Annotated in this window: 11 protein-coding genes; 9 read left to right on the top strand and 2 right to left on the bottom strand. The window is 61.3% G+C overall.

The window, feature by feature from the left end; genetic code table 11:
• Positions 1-3: 3 nt before the first annotated feature.
• From rfbB to DSM104635_RS16865, 9 genes are all read left to right on the top strand, one after another.
• Positions 4-1,068, top strand: a complete 1,065-nt coding sequence (gene rfbB, locus DSM104635_RS16905) for a dTDP-glucose 4,6-dehydratase (protein WP_158767344.1) — start codon at positions 4-6, stop codon at positions 1,066-1,068.
• The gene (rfbD, locus tag DSM104635_RS16900; RefSeq protein ID WP_158767343.1) at positions 1,065-1,946 is read left to right on the top strand and encodes a dTDP-4-dehydrorhamnose reductase; all 882 of its coding nucleotides are present in this window, start codon (positions 1,065-1,067) and stop codon (positions 1,944-1,946) included. Before rfbB ends, rfbD begins: the two co-directional genes overlap by 4 nt.
• A complete protein-coding gene (rfbA, locus tag DSM104635_RS16895; protein WP_158767342.1) occupies positions 1,943-2,812 on the top strand; it encodes a glucose-1-phosphate thymidylyltransferase RfbA in 870 nt (289 codons plus the stop codon). Before rfbD ends, rfbA begins: the two co-directional genes overlap by 4 nt.
• A gap of 36 nt (positions 2,813-2,848) precedes the next feature.
• On the top strand, positions 2,849-4,591 hold the full coding sequence (locus DSM104635_RS16890; RefSeq protein ID WP_158767341.1) for a glycosyltransferase WbsX family protein: 1,743 nt from the start codon (positions 2,849-2,851) through the stop codon (positions 4,589-4,591).
• An 86-nt stretch (positions 4,592-4,677) separates the two neighbouring features.
• Complete coding sequence (locus DSM104635_RS16885) at positions 4,678-9,435, top strand: glycoside hydrolase family 99-like domain-containing protein (RefSeq protein ID WP_158767340.1); 4,758 nt, start codon at positions 4,678-4,680, stop codon at positions 9,433-9,435.
• Positions 9,436-9,437: 2 nt separating this feature from the next.
• On the top strand, positions 9,438-10,394 hold the full coding sequence (locus DSM104635_RS16880; RefSeq protein WP_158767339.1) for an NAD-dependent epimerase/dehydratase family protein: 957 nt from the start codon (positions 9,438-9,440) through the stop codon (positions 10,392-10,394).
• 206 nt (positions 10,395-10,600) lie between these two features.
• On the top strand, positions 10,601-11,371 hold the full coding sequence (locus DSM104635_RS16875; protein WP_228445734.1) for an ABC transporter permease: 771 nt from the start codon (positions 10,601-10,603) through the stop codon (positions 11,369-11,371).
• Between the two features lie 7 nt (positions 11,372-11,378).
• Positions 11,379-12,188, top strand: coding sequence for an ABC transporter ATP-binding protein (locus tag DSM104635_RS16870; protein ID WP_158767337.1), 810 nt, complete (start codon positions 11,379-11,381; stop codon positions 12,186-12,188).
• Positions 12,189-12,374: 186 nt separating this feature from the next.
• On the top strand, positions 12,375-12,959 hold the full coding sequence (locus DSM104635_RS16865) for a class I SAM-dependent methyltransferase (protein ID WP_228445733.1): 585 nt from the start codon (positions 12,375-12,377) through the stop codon (positions 12,957-12,959).
• Between the two features lie 20 nt (positions 12,960-12,979).
• Here DSM104635_RS16865 and DSM104635_RS16860 read toward each other — a convergent pair whose 3' ends face one another.
• Entirely contained in the window at positions 12,980-13,561 is a 582-nt protein-coding gene (locus tag DSM104635_RS16860) for a hypothetical protein (RefSeq protein ID WP_158767335.1), read from the bottom strand.
• Positions 13,562-13,787: 226 nt separating this feature from the next.
• Positions 13,788-15,986, bottom strand: coding sequence for a glycosyltransferase family protein (locus DSM104635_RS16855; RefSeq protein ID WP_158767334.1), 2,199 nt, complete (start codon positions 15,984-15,986; stop codon positions 13,788-13,790).
• Between the last annotated feature and the right edge of the window lie 9 nt (positions 15,987-15,995).

Below are 15,995 nucleotides of genomic sequence, written 5' to 3'. Positions count from 1 at the left end.
GCCATGAAAGCATTGATCACCGGCGGCGCGGGGTTCATCGGCTCCGCACTCGCGCGCCACGTCGTGCGCGATCTCGGCTGGAACGCCGTCGTGATCGATAAGCTCACGTACGCCGGCAATCTCTCATCGCTCTCGGAAATCGCCGATTCGCCCGGCTTTCGTTTCGTCCAAGCCGATATTTGCGATCGCGCTGCGATGGATGCGGCGATGCGCGAGCACCAACCGGACTTGGTGTTTCACCTCGCGGCGGAGAGCCATGTCGATCGATCGATTACGCATGCGGCCGCGTTTATCGAGACCAATCTCGTCGGCACCTTCACCGTGCTCGAAACAAGCCGCGCCTACTGGCAGCAGCTGAGCCGAGAGCGCGCCGAGGTCTTCCGCGTCGTTCACGTGTCGACGGATGAAGTCTATGGCTCACTCGGCGCCACCGGCTTGTTCTCGGAAGACACCCCGTACGATCCGCGCTCGCCGTATTCGGCGAGCAAGGCCGGCGCCGATCACCTCGCGAGCGCGTGGAGTCATACCTACGGCATGCCGGTGATGATCTCGAATTGCTCCAACAATTACGGGCCGTATCATCTGCCGGAAAAGCTCATTCCGCTCGTCATCTTGAACGGGCTCGATGGGCGCGTGTTGCCAGTCTACGGCGACGGCTCCAACGTGCGTGATTGGCTCTATGTCGACGATCACGTCGCTGCGCTGTGCCTCATCGCGCAGAAGGGCAAACCCGGGCGCACCTACAATGTCGGCGGCCGCAACGAGCGAACAAACCTACAAGTGGTGCACGGCATCTGCGACTTGCTGGATCGCTTCGCGCCAAAAGCGCGCTCGCACCGCGACCTGATCGAGTTCGTGACCGACCGGCCCGGCCACGATCAGCGCTATGCTATCGATGCGAGCCGGTTGGAGAATGAGCTCGGCTGGCGTGCGCTCGACAACTTTGAAAGCGGGCTTGAGCGCACGGTGCGGTGGTATCTCGACAACGGCGCGTGGTGGGAGCCGCTGCGTGCGCGTGGCGTTGGCGTCGAGCGTCTCGGTTTGGCCGATAAGGCGAAGCGCGCGTGAACGTACTGGTGATTGGTCGAAGCGGTCAGGTTGCCCGCGCGCTGAGAAGCGGCGCACGCGATCGCGCGGTCCAAGCCTTAGGTCGTCCCGAGAGTGACTTGGAGGCGCCCGCGGCGCTGGTGGAGACGATCGAGCACATCCGCCCCGACGTGGTCGTCAACGCAGCGGCCTACACCGCTGTCGATCAAGCCGAGATCGAGCCGGACCGCGCCTTTGCCGTCAATGCAACCGGCCCCGAGGCGGTGGCGCTGGCGGCGGCCCGCTGCGGCGCGGTTATGATCCAGATTTCGACTGACTATGTGTTCGATGGCGCGAAGCGCGCGCCGTACGTCGAAACCGACGCAACCATGCCGACCTCCGTGTACGGGCGCTCCAAGCTCGAAGGTGAGCAGCGCGTCCTTGGCGCCAATCCGCGCGCCATCGTGCTGCGAACGTCATGGGTGTTCGCCACGGAGGGCTCGAACTTCGTTCGCACAATGCTTCGCTTGGCCAAGATGCGCGGTCAGATCAACGTCGTGAGCGATCAGTTCGGCTGCCCCACATTCGCTGAAGACCTGGCCAAGGCCATCCTCGCCGTGACCGACAGAGTCAGCGATGGCGGCGCCTTTGGCATCTATCACTGCGCCGGCTGCGGTGAGACGACTTGGGCGGACTTGGCCGCCGAGACCTTTGCCCTGTCGGCAGCGCGCGGTGGACCTTCAGCCGCGGTTGCGCCCATCCTTGCGCGCGACTATCCCACACGCGCGGCGCGTCCGGCCAATTCGCGATTGGATTGCTCGAAGCTGGCTGCTGACTATGGCGTGCGCTTGCGGCCGTGGCGGGAGGCCTTGGCGGCCTGCGTCGACGATATCGCGGCCCGCGGTTGGAGAGTCGAATGAAGGGAATTGTTCTGGCTGGAGGCCTGGGCACGCGCCTGCATCCGATCACGCGCGCGATCTCGAAGCAGCTGGCGCCCGTCTATGACAAGCCGCTGATCTACTATCCGATCTCCACGCTGATGCTCGCCGGCATCCGTGACATCCTCATCATCTCCACGCCGGCAGATCTCCCCCAATTCGAGCGTCTCCTGGGTGATGGCGCCGATTGGGGCGTGCGCTTTAGCTACGCCGCGCAGCCCGCCCCCGCCGGCATCGCGCAAGCGTTTTTGATCGGCGAAGAATTTCTCGCCGGCGATGGCGCAGCACTCGTGCTCGGAGATAACATATTCTACGGCCACGGCTTGGTCGAACAATTGACCAGAGCGTCGTCCCGCACCGACGTCGCTACCGTGTTTGCCTACCAGGTGGCCGACCCTAAGCGGTTTGGCGTCGTGTCCTTCGACGAAACGGGACGTGTTCAGACAATCGAAGAGAAGCCTGCAAATCCTAAATCAAACTGGGCGGTAACGGGGCTTTACTTCTACGACGCACAGGTCGTGGATTTGGCGCGAAGCTTGAAGCCATCGGCGCGCAACGAACTCGAAATCACCGACCTGAACCGCGTCTATCTGGAGCAGGGCCGATTGACCGTCGAGCGCATGGGCCGCGGCTTTGCGTGGCTCGACACGGGGACGCCGGATTCCTTGCTTGAGGCGGCGGAGTTCGTGCGCTCGTTGGAAAAGCGCCAGGGACTCAAAGTTGCCTGCCTCGAAGAGGTGGCATTCCGAATGGGCTTCATCGACCGCGAGCAATTGCGCCAGTGTGGTCAGCGCCTTGCCAAGTCGACCTATGGCGAATATCTGCTCAAGATCGCAGACGAACGGTGAAGTGGTTCGTGTCGCCTTCGCTGCGAACGACCTTCTATGCATGACGTGAAGCTTCATCTCGACGCGCTGAGCGATTTGGAAACAGATGGTGCGCTGGCATTTCCGGTTCTGCGAGTCACAGGGAGCGGCCCCCGTGGGCGGCTCAGCGCCGAACAGGGCCGCTCAACGGCATTGGCGCCGGGAGAGTACTTCGTGGAAGTGCAGGCGCGCGCTCTCGAAGGCGCTCTGCGGCTCGAACTCAGCGCAGTGTTGGCGGGCGGAGGTCGGCGTAACGCAGATCTCGTCAGCACCGCGCCCGGAATCTGGCGCAGCGCATTCACGACGCCGGTGACCATCGAAGCGCTCGACATCCTGTTTCAGGGTGCTGACACGTTCATCTTCGTCGGCGCCAACGTCCGCACCGACAACTACCATGAGCAGCCGGTGCCCAGTCTGACCGGGGTCGCGGCGATCGTCGCCAGGGCGACATTTAGAAAGCTGCCGCAGAGCGTGCGCCGCTTCGTAGTTGGCTCCGCCAAGCGCGCGAAATGGCTGGCGCGTGTGCGCGACGCAGCGGCGCCGCCGACCGAAGCACGCAATGGCGGACGCATCATCGTTGGCGGCGAGGGCGGCGACGATGACGCCGCATTGCGCGCCGATTTCGAGAACCGGCTCGCAGTCGCCCGCGGGGCGAGGGACGCGGCATATGTAGATGGAGCGGCCACGCCTGCGCCGTCACGATCGGGCGCGAGACTGGTTGCATTTCATTTGCCGCAGTTTCACCCCATCTCGGAGAACGACGCATGGTGGGGCGCGGGTTTCACCGAATGGACTAACGTCGCAAAGGCAGCGCCGCAGTACCTTGGCCACCAGCAACCGCGTCTGCCTGGCGAACTCGGTTTCTATGACCTTCGAACCCCGGGCTTGCTTAAGCAGCAAGCAGATTTGGCGCGCGCGCATGGTATCGCGGCGTTTTGCTTTCACTACTATTGGTTCGCCGGAAAGCGCCTGTTGGAAGCGCCGCTCGACGCGTTTGTCGTCGATCGATCGATCAATCTAGAGTTCTGCCTATGCTGGGCCAACGAGAACTGGACCCGGCGTTGGGATGGCGCCGACAATGAAATCCTGATCGCTCAGAACCATAGCTTGGATGATCATCGTCGCGTCTTCGCCGATCTGGCGCGCCACATGGATGATCCCCGCTACCTCCGCATCGACGGCAAACCACTTCTGGTCGTCTACCGGCCAGACATTATACCGAATGCGCACGAGATGACGTCGCTCTGGCGCGAAGAGGCCGCGAAGCGCGGCTGGAATGGCGTCTACCTCGTCGCCACCAATGCATTTCGCTTCGATGAACCGGCGCGTCTCGGCTTCGACGCGCTTGTCGAGTTTCCACCGCATGGCTTTGTCGCTGATCGTATTGATCCGACGCTGCGCTGGCTCAACCAAAGCCATGACGGTGCAGTGTACGATTATGGGGCGGTTGCGGCAGCGGAGGTGCGCCGCATGAACGCGGCGGGCCAAAGGCGGCATCCTTTTTTTCCTGGTGTGATGCCAGGTTGGGACAATGAGGCGAGACGGCCTGGAGCCGGCACCATCTATCACCGCTCCACGCCTGAGGCCTATTCCGCGTGGCTGCGCGCCGCGATTTCACGCGCTGAGCGAACTCTCCCACATGATCGCCGGCTGGTCTTCATCAATGCTTGGAATGAGTGGGCGGAGGGGGCCTATCTCGAGCCGGATCGGGCATTCGGGCGGGCGTACCTGTCGGCTACGGCGCGCGCGCTTATCTGCTGAACACGGCGCTAACCGCCGCGGTTGTGCGGACTTGCGATCACATCCTCGGCGTTGGATAAGGCGGCCCGGGCGGGCAAGAGTGCGGAATGTCGTCGGGAACATCAATAATCGCCGTTCTCGGTATGCACCGATCAGGCACTAGCGCCATTTCGCGCGGCCTCACGACGCTTGGCGTCGATCTTGGCGACAATCTCCTCGGCCCATCTGTCGGCGACAACGACAAGGGCTTTTGGGAAGACGCCGACCTCACGGCCTTCAACGACGGCATTCTTGCAAGGCTGGGCAGCAGCTACGACAGCCTGGCGCCTCTGGATGGCGAGGATCTCAACGCGGCGTTGCGGGCCGAACGCGACGCGGCGCGGGGTCTGCTTTCCAGCAAACTGAATTCTGGAGCCACCTTCGGGTTCAAGGATCCGCGCACATCGATCCTGCTGGCGTTTTGGCGGCCAGTATTTTCCAACCTCTCGTTAGATGACAGATACGTCATCGCCCTGCGCAACCCGCTTGAAGTGGCGGCGTCCCTGCAGCGTCGCGACGGCTTCCAGCCACCGCGTTCGCTGCTGCTTTGGACCAAGCACATGCTGCGCGCGCTCATCGATACGCGCGGTCGTCCACGGGTGATCATCTCGTATGCGGCGATGCTGGAGCATCCAAAAGAGCAGCTCACTCGCCTAGCGGATGCGCTCGGCTTGCCGAAGCCGGACAAAAAGAAGCTCGCCGACTATGAAGGCAATTTCCTGGAATCCAGTCTCAGGCGGTTCTCGTTGCCCGATACCGAGGTCGAGCGCTCCACCGACGCGCCCGCCTGCCTGCCTGAACTCTATAGGATTGCGTCAATGCTCGCAGCGGGCGCCACGCTCAGCACATCGCAAGAAGACGCGCTGGATCGGATGTGGAGAGACTACGAAGCGCTGTGGCCGGTCCTGCGATACATGGACACGACCGAGAGACGCGACCAAGCGCGGGACAGGGACATCGCCGAATGGTCTATGCATGCCCGTCAGCTGGAAGCAGCGCTCGCTGAGTCTGCCGCGAAGGCCTCGGCGCTCGAAGGCTTACTGGCGGAGGTGCGCTCACAGTCGGAAAAACGCGACGCGGCGTTCGAGCGTCTCACTAAGGACGCGATGGGCGTCTCTGAGCGGTTGGGTGAGGCGCGCGCGGTACTTGCTGAGCGCGAACGCGCTCTTGGCGAAATGACCAACACGCTGGCATCCGTCCAGCATGTAGTCGAAGAGCGCGCTCGCGCCATCGACGAATGGTCCACCCATGCCCGGCAGCTGGAAGCGGCGCTTGAGGCTCAAAAACGGCGTGATGAGGCGCGCGATCGTGATATCGATGAATGGTCCACCCATGCCCGGCAGTTGGAAGCCGCGCTGGGCGCGCAGAAACGACGCGACGAGGCGCGCGATCGCGCGATCGATGAATGGTCCACTCATGCCAGGCAGTTGGAAGCCGCCCTGGATCACGAGCGCTCTGACGTTGCAGCCATGCGCCGCAGTTCGTCGTGGCGAATAACGGCGCCGCTGCGCGTGCTTACAAACGCCGTGCGGCGTCCAGTTACGACAGCACGCGCCAGCGCGTCTTTGGCGGCGCGGGCCGTTTGGCGACTTCTGCCGATGAATGGACCGCAAAAGCAGGCGCTTCGCGATCGCTTGTTTCGTGGCGCGCCGCAGGTCTTTGAGCGCACCGCAACGTATCGCGCCTGGGCTCAAACCAAGGATGTGCCCAGTTTGCCCGCGACCACGGCTACGGCTGGTGAGCCCCGCACGTCAACGTACGTCGATCTCACGGCCTCCGCGCCGGTGACAGATGCGCGTGCACGCGCGATCGCATTCTACCTTCCCCAGTTTCACGCAATTGCCGAAAACAATGCTTGGTGGGGAGAGGGTTTCACCGAGTGGACCAATGTCCGCTCCGCGGTTCCTCACTTCAAAGGCCACGATCAGCCACGCGTTCCGGGCGAGCTTGGCTACTACGATCTCGTGCAAGACCAAGATGTGCGCCGCCGCCAGGCTGAGCTCGCGAAGCTGCACGGGGTCGAGGCGTTTTGCTTCTACGCCTATTGGTTTGCCGGCAAACGGCTGCTCGAACAGCCAATCAGCGCTTTCGCTGACGATCCAAACCTCGATTTTCCGTTCTTGCTCTGCTGGGCCAACGAAAATTGGAGCCGGCGTTGGGACGGATTGGACCAGGAAATCCTGATCGCACAGGATCATTCGCCTACTGACGATCTAGCGTTCATCAAATGGATCGCCGGCTATATGCGCAATCCGCGCTATTTCAGGATCGACGCGCGGCCGGTTCTACTCGTCTATCGTCCGGCGCTGCTGCCCTCAGCGCGTGAGACGGCGGCGCGTTGGCGTGAATGGTGCCGCAAGAATGGCGTCGGCGAAATCTACCTTGCTTACACTCAGAGCTTCGAGATCACCGATCCTGCCGAGTATGGTTTCGATGCCGCGATCGAGTTTCCGCCCAACAACATGGGCCTCACGCTGATCGACGCCGAGCCGCTTAGCGCGGACTACGACGGCAAAGTCTACGATTGGACGGTGCTGGCGCGCCGAAGCGAGGCGTACCAGGCGCCGGCCTATAAACTGTTTCGCGGCGTCAATCCCTCTTGGGACAACACCGCCCGGCGCAAGAACAAGGGCACGGTGCTACTCAGCTCGTCGCCTGAAGCTTATGGGCGCTGGCTGACGAACGCGGTGGAGGAGACGCGGCAGCGCGTATCGAATCCCGAAGAGCGCCTGGTCTTTATCAACGCATGGAATGAGTGGGCCGAAGGTGCGTACCTGGAGCCTGACCAAACGTACGGCTACGCGTATCTTGAGGCGACGCGCCAAGCGCTCGCGCCACCAACCAAGCGCGTCGTCGTCGTCGTCCACGACCTGTTGATGCACGGCGCGCAATTCCTAGCACTTAATATGGCGCGGACCCTGCGGGAGCGGTTCGGCTACGAAATCGCGACCATTACGTGCGGAGAGGGAGGTCTCGCGCCGCAATTCGAATCCATCGGCAAGCTCCTTTACGTGACGCCGGAAACTGGCGAGCGGGTGGCGCGGGCTCTGGCCAGGGAAGGCTACAGCACCGCGCTGGTTAATTCCGCTGCGGCTGGGTGGATGACCGAGCATCTCGATCGGGCGGGTTTGGAATGCGTGGCCTTGATCCACGAATTGCCGAAGATCATCGCCGACATGAAGCTCGAGAACGGCGTGCGCGCGATGAATAAGCACGCGCGTGCGGTGATCTTCCCTTCAACCGTCGTACGCGATCGCGTCGGCGCGGCGCTTGATCTGACTTGGCAGGATGCGCGCATCTTGCCGCAAGGTTTGTTCAAGCGCGATTGCAAGGGCGATCCAGACGAGAAAGATGCGGCCCGACGCCGTTTGCAGGAACGCCTTGATCTTCCAGCGAATGCCCGCATCGTCCTGGGCGTCGGATATGGCGATCGGCGCAAGGGCGTAGACATCTTTGTGCGCTGGGTGCTCGCTCTCATCGCAACCCGCGATGACGCGCATGCGATTTGGGTCGGCGAGCTCAGAGAAGAGATGCATCAGGCCTGCGCACCACTCTTGGCCGAGGCTGGGCCAGCGGCGCGACGGATCAAGTTTCTCGGCTTTACGCCCGATCTTACCGATCTCTATGCGGGCGCGGACCTCTACGCGCTGTCGTCTCGTGAAGATCCGTTTCCGTCCACGGCGCTCGATGCGCTGGCCTCCGCGGCGCCCGTGATCATGGTGTCCGGCGCCGGTGGCGTCGAAGATTTGGTCGAGAAAGGCTGTGTCGTCGCCTTGCCGTCGGACTCTGCCTTGGCATTTGCGGAAGCGGCGGGCCGATTGCTGGGCGACGACGCGCTGCGCGGCCGAATGGGCCTCATTGGGCGCGATCTCATTCGCTCCGAGTTTGGCTTTGCCAGTTACGTTGGCGAAGTCTTGCGCGCGGCGGGCGATGCGATTCCGCGCGTGTCAGTGATCGTGCCGAACTACAATTACGCGCGCTATTTGGAGCAGCGGCTCTGTTCGATCCTGGCGCAAACGTTGCCGCCTCACGAGATCATTTTTCTCGACGATGCGTCGAACGACGACAGCTTGGACGCCGCCGCTCGCCTGCTTGCAACCACCGACATCGGTTACAAGATCGTGCCGAACAAGCAGAACTCCGGCGATGTGTTTGCGCAGTGGCGCAAGGGCGTTGAGCAGGCGTCCGGCGACTATGTTTGGATTGCGGAGGCCGACGATTGGGCGGCGCCTGAATTCCTCGCCAATGCGACCGCAGGGTTCTCCGATCCTGAAGTCGTGCTCAGCTACACGCAATCCAAGCAGATCGACCAACGCGGCGACGTCATGGCGTCGGACTACCTTCAGTACGTCTCCGAACTTGGCATGGCCCGCTGGGCCACCGGCTATGTCAGCGAGGGCGCGCGCGAGATCGTCGATGCTCTGGCCGTGAAGAACACAATTCCGAACGTGAGCGCGGTGGTGTTCGCGCGTTCGACGCTTGGCGCGGTGCTCAATCGTTGGCGCGCTGAGATCGCGAAGTACCGCGTTGCCGGCGATTGGTGCGTCTATGTGAACGTCCTGCGCGACGGCAAGGCCTATTACAGCCCGCTTGCGCTGAACAACCACCGACGCCACAGCGACAGCGTCACCATCGCCCGGTTTGGCCTCAATGAATTGGCTGAAATCGCACGCATGCAGGCGTTCATTGCGGCCGAGTTCGACGTTCCGCCCGCGACGAAAGTCATGGCGGCTGCCTATCTCGACCGTTTGGTCAAACAATTCGACCTCTCGCAAAAATTCCCAGCGCGAGACATCGAGGCCGTCATGGCCGAGGCCAGGCGTTGACTGTGAAATCAAGCGCATTGTTGCAGACGCGCTGTGCCGTCTTTGGCGCAGGCGGCTTCATCGGCGCGAACCTTTGCCTGGCGCTGCAGGAGCGCGTCGGTCGCTTGGTCGGCTTTGGTCGGCGCGCACCGCCTGACGCTTTGCAGAACGTCGAATGGGTGCAAGGCGATTTTGCCGACCCCGACGCTTACGACGCCGCGCTGGCGGGCGCCAACGCGGTGATCCATCTCGTGGGCGCATCTACGCCCGCGAGCGCAAATACCGACATGATCGCGGACGTCATGAACAACGTCGTCGCAACCTTGCATTTTCTCGACGCATGCCGACGTCACGGTGTGCAGCGGGTTATCTTTGTGTCTTCTGGCGGAACCATCTACGGCGTGCCAGACGTGATCCCGACGCCTGAAACTTATACCCCCGAACCCATCACCGCCTACGGCGTGTCGAAGCTGGCCATCGAGCGCTATCTCTCGCTTTATCGTCACTTGCATGGACTTGAGTATCGCGCGCTTCGCGTCGCCAATCCCTACGGCCCGTTTCAATCAGCAGCGAAGGGGCAGGGCGTCGTGGCGGCTTTCATGGATAAGGCGCTCGCCGGCCAACCTATCGAAGTCTGGGGCGACGGCAGTGTAGTGCGTGACTACGTCTATGTCGCCGATGTCGTCGAAGCGATCATAGCGGCTATGTCGCACGACGGGCCATCGCGCGTTTTCAACATCGGCGGCGGGCGGGGCCACAGCCTCAACGAACTGATTGGCGCGATTTCTGAGGCGGTCGGACGGCCGATCCAGCGCACAGAGAAAGCCGCGCGCATCATCGACGCGCCAAGAAGCGTCCTGGACATTTCACGCGCGCAGGCTGAGTTGGGCTGGACGCCGCGCACGGAGCTCAGCGACGGCCTCGCGCGCGCGTTGGCCTGGCGTCTCGGCGAACTCGCGAAAGTAACGGCGCCGGTTTGAAGGCCAAGTGAGCTGGGTCCTGCTTTCTTTATGTCGCTCTGGTTCCAGCTAGCGAGTCTTGCCAGTTCTTTTGATGTCGACATCTGCACTTGCGGTCACTGTTGAAGGCCGCCTGATCACTATCAGCGTTTCGGTTGAATTCACTGGGTGCTTATGCAACACCTCGCCGCCGAGGCCAGGGGACGGAGGCGGGTGTTTTGTACGGCGTGGCTCGCGACTTTATGACGATCTTTGCGCGCTGGCACACCTGGCTGCTGATGGGCAACCAGGACATTTCCATGCGCTATCGGCGGTCCTTTCTTGGGCCGTTCTGGATATCGGCAGTCATGGCAGTGATGGTTCTGTCGATTGGCTTTCTCTACGCCCAAGTCCAACAGCAACCGTACAGAGAATTCCTGACCTATTTGGGTTGCGGCATGGTGGCTTGGACATTTCTGTCCACCATGATTAGCGAGGGCTGTCAGGCCGTCATTGAAAACGAGGCGCATTTGCGCAACGTATCGCTGCCCACGCCGCTGCTTTCGGCTCGCATCGTCTATCGCAACATCGTTGTGCTGTTGCACAACGTGCTGGTGGTTGGGATCATTCTGTTGCTTCTGGGAAAGCCATGGACACCCTTCGCGTTGTGGGCGTTACCTGGCTATGCGCTTTACATCGTGCTGGGCCTGCTGGTTTCGATTGCCGTGGCGCCGATATGTGCGCGGTTCCGCGATGTGCCGCAGATTGTTGTGAGCCTCCTACAGGTGATGTTCTTCTTGACGCCGATCTTTTGGGTGCCGCGGCCGGAGATGGTGCAAACCGCTCTGCTTGAGTTCAATCCGTTCTTCCATTTGCTCGAGATCGTGCGGGCGCCGCTGCTCGGCAGCGCTCCGACGTCGATGAACTGGACCTTTAGTCTCTGGACTGCCGGCATCGCCGGCGTGTTGGCGATAGCGTCACAGGCGGTCAGCCGGCGACGCATCTTTTTGTGGCTGTGAGACAGTCATGGTGCATGTAACCGCGCACAACATTTCTTTCCGCTATCCGGTGTTCGCTATGACGGGCCGGTCGTTGAAGGCGTCGTTGTTCCGCCAACTGAGCGGCGGCACGATTAGCGCGGATTCCGGCGTCGTGAATGTGCAAGCGCTGCGCGATGTCTCGTTTGATTTGAAACCCAATGACCGCCTCGGACTCATCGGTCGCAACGGTTCGGGAAAATCGACGTTGCTCAGGTTGGCGGCTGGCCTTGCCTTTGCGCAAGAGGGATTGCTTTCGATCGAGGGTCGCGTTGTGCCGCTGATCGAAAAGGGTTTGGGCGTCAATCCCGAGCTTTCCGGAGCGGCCAACATCGAGTTGCCGCTCCGGCTTTTGGGCGCCACTACCGAAGAAGTGAACGCAGCCAAGCGTGACATTCCCGAATTCACCGGACTGGGCGCATTCATCGACTTGCCGGTGCGGACGTACTCGGAGGGAATGAAGACACGCTTGAGCTTCGCCATCTGCACGGCCATTCGCGCCGACGTTCTTGTGCTGGACGAATGGCTGGGCGCAGGCGACATCGAGTTCCAGGAGCGGGCTGAGACGCGCCTTGCATCAATGATGCAGAACACGCGCATTGTCGTGCTCGCCACGCACTCGCTCGATCTCGTGAATTCCGTTTGCACGAAGGTGCTGTGGCTCGATCGCGGCGCCGTCGCCGGCTACGGAACGCCAGCGGAAATCGTGCCGAAATTTTTCGCGGAAATGCACAATCACGCCGCCGTGGCGAACGACGCGAAGTTGATGTCGCTCAGAGGTGGCGTAGCTCAGACTTGATTATTCGCCGTACTTGGCGATGTTACGGCAACCGCCGATTGAAGCGGCGGGAAGCGGGGCGCGATGCTTTCCTTGCAAGGGTACTGCCCGGTTTGTGAGGCGCCAGCGACGTTTCACTCCGAACATGCGTGGTTCCGTGATCACCTTTTTTGCGAGAAGTGTCAGTCAATCCCACGCGAGCGCGCCGTGGCGCTGCTGCTCAATGAGCTCCATCCGGGGTGGCGCACCTTGCGTATCCATGAGTCATCACCGGAATTTCGCGGAGTTTCGCGCAAATTGGCCCAGGAGTGCGCCAATTACGTGCCCACGCAATATCGGCCTGATGCTCCGCTTGGCGCCGTGATTGAAGGTTATCGTAACGAAAATCTCGAGAAGCAGACCTTTGAGGATGGCGCATTCGACCTCGTCGTGTCGCTCGACGTGATGGAGCACATCAACGATCCCGAAGCATGCTTCCGGGAGATTTGGCGCACCCTCAAACCGGGCGGCGCCTACATTTTCACAGCGCCCACCTACAAAGAAGGCGTGCGGACTGAACGGGCGGCAAGGTTATTGGAGAATGGCGAACTAGAGCTCTATCGAGAGCCGGAGTACCACGGTAATCCAATCAATCCGCAGGGCTCGATTGTAACCTTCCGATATGGCTATGACTTTCCGGAATTGATCGCGGGTTGGGCCGCCTTCGAGGTGCGCGTGGTGCGCTTCAGCGATCGTCACCACGCGATCATCGGCGAATTCACGGAGACCTATGTCTGCGCGCGCATCTGTTAGTGCGCGCAGACAGCTTGGCTTTATTTGGCGCGCGGATTGGCCCAGAACGACCATCCCCACGTGAGCTCGCCACTCGGTGCGGCTGGCGTGGTTTGAAGCTGGAACTGTGTCACGCCGGGCGGCACCTGCACCGCGAACTCCTGAAACCCTTGGTCGGCCGAAGTTTCGACCGGCGTCAAACAGCGCTGCGCGAGCTCTCTTGGCCCACCAATCTCAACCGCCGCGACGGCAAAGCAGGCACCCTTGGTCGTGCCCCCATTGGTGTATGACTCCGGCGACATGCCATACATAACAACGAATTCCTGACTGTTGGCCGGTATCGTAACGGTGAAGGTCGTCGGCGTTGGTGCAACAATCGTCGGCGTTGGTCCGGAGGGACCCGGTTCACTGCGCAGACCGCCACCACCTGGTGAAATCTGTTCGATGTATTGCGTGCCCAAGCCGTCAGCGGTTCCGATGATGGAGTCGAGGGGCACAGCGACTAGGTCGGCATCCGTACGAAAAACCGGAGCGCTGGTTTCGCCTGGCGCAGCTTGCTCGGCCGGTTGGCCACAGGCCGAGAGGGCCGCAAGCATAACGAATGCCGCAAACTGACGTGTCATTTCGAAAGCTCCTGTCTTCCCGCCGCAACTGCACCGACCGTTCGGTTAGCCTAACAACAGCGCCTGCGCCAGCCCCTGTATTCGCCCAAAAACAACCCTGTTTGATGTTCGCAGGGGTTTGCAAGGTGCAGATCAGGCATGCGCGAGGCGACCGAGAATTCGTCTCCCAATCACCTGGTTCCTGGCGCACCGCATCCGGCGATGCCTAACGAACCGGCGCCCGGTCCTATCCCTCGACGGAGCTTGTGCTGCGTGAATCGGACAGGGTCGAGCAAAGTGCCGCGCCAAGGCAAAACGCTAGGCCGAGCGCTGCGATAAGATCGATACTTAGCGCGCTCCGGAGTGGAGAAAGCCCCCACACTACACCGCCATAGATACCTGCAAGGAGTCCGATTCCTCGTAACCAGCCCGGTGCGTATGCGGCCAGTCCGCCGAATCCTGCGAGCGCGAGTGCGATCAACGCGCCATAGGGCGCGTGATGCAGAATAAGCGGATGAAAGAAAACGAGGAGGATAAGCAAGTATGACGATCCAGTGACGCAGAGCAGCGCGCCGATGGGATTGTCGTCGCGCCTACCTTTGAACGCGCTGACAATAGCTGCCGCCAACAAGAGCGCATTGCCGGCGGAGAGAAAATAGAAATCCCACTGCCGCAGCGCATCGACGCCGTGCATCCCGAAGAGGGTATGAATGGGCGGTTGTGAAAGCGGCGTTGAAGCGGGCCAAAACAGCTGCGCAGCCATCGCCGCTTTCGTCTGAAGCCACGATTCAAGGGAAAGCTGTGCGTAAAATGCGCGGGCGCTTTCAAGCGTTGTGCGAGCAGGCTCGGCGAATCCGAAGTCGCCGGTGAGCGCGTATTTAAGCAGCGGGTCGTTGCTCGGAAGGATGAAGTGCTGATAGGCGATCCACGGCGCCAACATCACCAAGCCCGCAAGAACGCCGCCGATCAAAGCCTTTGGCGCGCGAAGCAACGATGGCAAAAAATAAAGAGCCAAGGGCAACAGGAAGATCGCATTCGAAGCGTGACTCAAAATGGAAAGCGCCGACGCGAGGCCGAATGCGACAGCGCGATCCGAAATCGGAATACTGCTTCTGCGATCAATCGCGGACCAAATTGCTACACCAGCAAAGGCGGCGCCAAAGAGTTTGGGCCAGCCGTATATGGAGTTGAACACGAAGAACGGAATAATCGCCGTGATCAGAGTGGCGAGCGCGGCCACCCTGGTGTCGAGCTTGAACAAGTGCTTGGCCGCGGTGAAGAAGACCGGGGCCCACAAAGTATTGATTAGTATGCTGGACGTGTTGTGTGCAGGCCCCCGCAACCAGTTTCCGTCATTTCCAGTTTGAAGCAGATCGAAAAGATCGGCAGTCAATAGCAAAGCGCCAGTCATGAGCGGTGGGCGATCAGAGAAGGACCACGGTCCGAGAACGCCTTCAGTGTTCCAATTGTGTCGAAGGGTCTCAGCGAACATCCAGGGAAGTTCGTTATCCGATGACCAATGGGCGGGTGAGAACCTGTAGTTAGGCTCCCAATGTCCCAGTCCGTTGTAGGCAAGCGTGCTCAAAAAGAAGAAAGCCGTTGCGCTCAACAGCCAGACTGCGCCGGCAGGACTCAAATCGATCACAGCTTGACGCAGAGCCCTTGGCAGGGCGACGGCAATCCCGCCCAGCAGCAAAACAAGTAAGATGGCAAGTGCGGATCCATAATCCCACGACGGACCCAGCGTGTAAGCTAGGAATGTCGCAAGGCCCGCCACGCCGATTGTGGTTAATCCAGCAAACGCGGCGGGGATCGTCAGTCGGGCCGCGCGAGCGACAAGAACGCCAACAATCGATAATGCGCCAAGCACGACGAACGCGAGCACAAGAAAAGGAAACAGCCCGATCGCGGAACGCTTCCAAAGCGTAATGCGCGACACCTCCGCCACGGTGCCGACACCGACGTTTACGCCAGGCTCTCGAGAGCGAAGTTGGAGTCTCGCTTCCCCCGGACACCAGCCTTCGTCGACTTCGAAGATGGCCTCTGTGAAGTGGGTGTTCACGTTGCCACGAAAGACGGGGAGGCTTTGTGTATGCGAGTCGCACACTATGCTCACCGACGCCCCACCGTCGGCCGTCGCGGTGGATCCGGCGATGGTCACGGCCATGACTGGCGAAATTTGAAAACCCGGTGAAACGACCTCGCCGCGCCGTGCACCGCTTTCAGGTGTCCAGGTTCGGAACGCTGTGCTTTGAAGCGAGCGATGGGTTTGCCGGATCGTCTCGGGAAGCGAGCCGACGTCAACGCGTCCGATCTGATCGGTCGTGAGCCACCCTTCGGAGGAAACCAGGGCGCGCGGCGCTGGCTCCGGCCAGAGCGCGATGGCCAAGCCACACAAAAGGAAGAGCAGGACGAGAACGGCCGAGCCGTACCGAATATAACGCACGGGGTGCCG

It is taken from the genome of Terricaulis silvestris, assembly GCF_009792355.1.
GTDB classification, from domain to species: Bacteria; Pseudomonadota; Alphaproteobacteria; order Caulobacterales; family Aquidulcibacteraceae; genus Vitreimonas; species Vitreimonas silvestris.
The sequence above is the reverse complement of the archived record's forward strand: the minus strand, read 5'-3'. Positions and strand labels throughout refer to the sequence as shown.